The 3886-nt window shown below is 29.4% G+C and carries 4 protein-coding genes; all 4 read right to left on the minus strand.

Annotation, left to right across the window (positions count from 1 at the left end):
• Positions 1-236 precede the first annotated feature (236 nt).
• The 4 genes from QM536_09535 to QM536_09550 are packed head-to-tail and all read right to left on the minus strand — an operon-like array spanning position 237 to position 3820.
• A complete protein-coding gene (locus QM536_09535; protein ID MDI9357251.1) occupies positions 237-1109 on the minus strand; it encodes a glycosyltransferase family 2 protein in 873 nt (290 codons plus the stop codon).
• Positions 1110-1111: 2 nt separating this feature from the next.
• Entirely contained in the window at positions 1112-2134 is a 1023-nt protein-coding gene (locus QM536_09540) for an isoaspartyl peptidase/L-asparaginase (protein MDI9357252.1), read from the minus strand.
• A 20-nt stretch (positions 2135-2154) separates the two neighbouring features.
• Positions 2155-3666: a restriction endonuclease subunit S gene (locus QM536_09545; protein MDI9357253.1), complete on the minus strand. Its 1512-nt coding sequence runs from the start codon at positions 3664-3666 to the stop codon at positions 2155-2157.
• Positions 3656-3820: a hypothetical protein gene (locus QM536_09550; GenBank protein ID MDI9357254.1), complete on the minus strand. Its 165-nt coding sequence runs from the start codon at positions 3818-3820 to the stop codon at positions 3656-3658. The genes QM536_09545 and QM536_09550 overlap by 11 nt, the downstream gene beginning before the upstream one ends.
• Positions 3821-3886 lie beyond the last annotated feature (66 nt).

Raw genomic sequence — 3886 nt, forward strand, 5'->3', positions numbered from 1 at the left:
AAATGTGATTAAATAAATATCTTTTATAGATGCTCAATTAAAAAATATTTCTTTATGTTTGAAAGAAAGGTAAGTTTATATTATTTAAACATTACCTTATTTTATACAGTAAAGAAATATTTTTTATTTATAAATAAACATATCTTATTGTATATAATACCCATGAAAAGCAAAATTTGCAAATGTTTATTATTTGGTAAAAAAAGGTATTTAAAAGTTATCTACCAAATTCAAATTTATATTATTTTATAATTTCTATAATACGTATTTATTCCTATAAGCTTTAAGAATTTTTTTATTCTATCCTTGAGGGTATATTTTGATTGAGATATGTCCCTTTCAAATTTCCAATTTTTATTGTTAATTCTTTCGAACATAACATTGGGATGGGTTCCCGTAAATTTTTTTAGAAGATGCACATGAGAGTAATCAAATACACCTTCATATACTGCTTCGGGGCTTTGTGTTTCTATAGAATTATTTTGATAAAACTTCTTTGTTTCAGAGATTTTCTTTTGCATTTTATGAGGTTCCCTCACCCATCCATAGTGATACATAAAAGCATTTACAGGTTTCACAGATAATTTTTCATTATTTCCCTTGCGAAAACCCTGTGCATCTCTATAAGAATATATGTTTTTATCATTGCGAATAATACGTATTTCGTGCGTATACCATTGAGAAGATGCTCCAATATAATTATATGACCCATAAAAATGATGGTATTGCAATAACAAGCCATCTACTTTGGTATTGTATTTCCATTGATGCATTGCGTCAAAAACATTATTTGTGTATTGTTCATGAAAAATTTCATCCGCTTGTATATAAAAAATCCAATCAGCGTTTGTATCTACATAGCTGAGGGCTTTGTTTGTTTCTAAAGCATATATTTTTCCGCCTTGTTTTTGGGATTCGTCCCAAATAGAATTTTGAATTTTTATTTTAGGATTGTTTATAGATTGGACAAGTTCTTTTGTTCCATCGTCTGAGTTTCCTACTAATACAATCACTTCATCGCATATATGAAGAATAGAACGAATGGATTCTGTGATGGGATAATCATATTGGACAGCATTTCTTACAAAGGTCACTCCTGATATTTTCATAATTATTTATAAATATAGGTACAAGCTTTGTTTTTTTCTTTGATAAATCCTCTATACATCCCTTCTGTATTAAAAACCATAACGATATTTCCTTTTCTATCCAAAGCAATAATCCCGCCTTCTCCTCCCATTTTTTTTAGTGTATTCATTACCACCTCATCCGCAGCTTGTTGGAGAGATAGATTTTTATATTTCATACGAGCAGATATATCATAAGCCACGACAGCACGTATAAAGAACTCTCCGTGTCCCGTGCTGGAAACCCCACAAGTAGTATTATCTGCATAAGTTCCTGCTCCGATGATGGGAGTGTCCCCTACTCTACCGTATTTTTTGTTGGTCATTCCTCCCGTAGATGTTCCTGCTGCTATGTTTCCATACATATCTAAAGCAACAGCTCCGACTGTTCCAAATTTATGATTCTTACGTGGTTGTTCCCCCTCTTCTTTTTTGTTATTTTTTTCTGATTCTGTAGGGGGTTGCTCTTGTTTTTGAATTTTTTGTAATTGTCCAAATCTTTCTTCTGTATAAAAATAAGAAGGATCTACTATTTCCAAACCTCTTTTTTGAGCAAAGAGATGCGCTCCATTTCCTACCATCATTACATGAGGAGAATTGACCATTATTTCGTAAGCTAATTTTATAGGATTTTTTACTATGCTTACTCCTGCAACAGCACCAGACATAAGGTCTTCCCCTCGCATTATAGAAGCATCTAATTCATTTGTCCCTTGAGCGGTAAATACTGCTCCTTTTCCTGCATTAAATAAAGGACAATCTTCTAAAACTACTATACTTGCTTGTATAGCATCTGTTGCCTTTCCTCCACTTTCTAAAACCGCATAGCCCGCATAGAGTGCTTCTTCTAATGCTTTTTTATATGCTTTTTCTTTCTCCTCTGTCATATTTTCTTTTTTTAGAGTTCCTGCTCCTCCATGAATAACCAAACGGATTGGGTATGTCTTTTGAGCAAAAACTTGTAGAGAAAATATACTGCCAATAATAAATACAAAAATTACTTTCATTTTTTTTTTAGTTTAGGTGATTAAAATTTTATTTCTATTTGTTTATCGTTTACTATATTGTCAATGGCATTGTTCAGAATTTCTTTGAGTTGTTTGGCTGTTTTGTCCAGTTCGTAAATTCCTGCTTGTTGGTTATATTCGTTGTCTTTGCCTAAAAAGTTAGCCAATGTAAAAGTGTCTGCGTTGTATTCTACTTCTACGTTGTGGTATAATTTAGCAATTTCTTTTTGCTTGGTTACAGAAAAATTAGGAATTTTAATATTCTCTGTTTTTTCTACACCAAATGAACCACCTTGTCCACCAGTTGAATAAAATTTAAAGTAATTTTTATGACGCAACCATTTAATATAACAAGCAACAAAACATTTATTATATAATTCAACATTAGTGTTTGTAATTGACATACCGTGAAAGTTTGTAACAGATTTTTCATTCATATCTATATTGACATAAACTTTTCCGATATTACCTTCGGCACCAAACAAAATATCACCTTTTTTTAAAAGTTGAATATCATTTATATTGCCAAAGTATCTTTCTGTTTGCAAAGTCCCATATTCTGATAAGTCAGTTGGTTGAATAAGTTTATAAAACTTTTCAGAAACACGCTTTGTCGAATAGTGAGTAACTCCAATAATTGAGATTGCAAGATTTGGACCTCTTAATGGTTTGTATTTTAAGTCTTTTAGTCTCGAGTAATTATTTGAATAATTTGTAATTAAAAAATCTAATTTTTTAAAATCTATATTGTATAATCCAGTATCTAATCTTCCAACTTCTTCTAATTCATTAATTCTCGGTAACTCAAAACTAAACTTGTTTGGTTTTTGATTTTCTAAAAGTTCGGTTTCAATTGCCTTTAAAATGGCTTCGTGTCTTTCTTTTATTAATTTTTCTTTGTTGATTATGGCTTGGGTTAGAACAGAAACAAAGTTTACAATTCCTAAATTGTGTATTTTAGGTAAATATGTTTTTGCTCTATCAGAAGCGACAGTATTCTTTTGAATACCACCTTTACCAAGCCATTGTTCTTTAAAAGATTTTGTTTTAGTCATTGCATAGAAATAAAAGAAATAATCCTTGTTATAATCTTTCATTGTAAATGCAGAAACCCTTTGATTTAAAAAGGCTTTAAATGAGTTGTCAAAATAAGAGGTTATATCATTGTCAGTATCTGTTCCACCTGTTAATGAAATTAAAATACATTCACTATTTAGTAAATACCTTTTTTTACTTTGTAAATACTTATCTGGAACATACTCAAATTTTTGAGTTTCGTTTATAATCCATTCTGTTTGATTTACATTACTGATTTGTAAAAGTTTTACTTTTTTCTTTAAGTTTTCAAATTGTGTAACGTAATCACTTGAAGGGAAAGCAAAACCATCAAACGATTTAAAATCATCAAAAATATTAGGATATTTTTCTTTAACTTTATCAAGTTTAAAATGATTTATTTTTCTACTGTATATTTCCGCAGATAATATAAAATTGTTATCTACAATATGTTTGTAATTTATATTAGTTTCCACGATTTCCACTTATTTTGTTGTTTTCTGCATAAAATATAGCATCGTTTCTATTATTAAATACTTCTAAACAAATTTCTCTATAATATATACTCCAAACATTATTTTTTTTATCTTCAATAATAACGAAGGGTAATCTTTGAATTTTTCTTTTCATATCTACTTAACTTTATAAAAATATCCTGCAAATATTTTTCTTGTCTCAAACACCATTTTTTAAAGT

The organism is Chitinophagaceae bacterium (assembly GCA_030053935.1).
GTDB lineage: Bacteria > Bacteroidota > Bacteroidia > Cytophagales > JASGCU01 > JASGCU01.

Coding starts and splice junctions, on each gene's coding strand:
- QM536_09535 (MDI9357251.1), bottom strand. CDS start 1,109: ATGAAAATATCAGGAGTGACCTTTGTAAGAAATGCTGTCCAATATGAT.
- QM536_09540 (MDI9357252.1), bottom strand. CDS start 2,134: ATGAAAGTAATTTTTGTATTTATTATTGGCAGTATATTTTCTCTACAA.
- QM536_09550 (MDI9357254.1), bottom strand. CDS start 3,820: ATGAAAAGAAAAATTCAAAGATTACCCTTCGTTATTATTGAAGATAAA.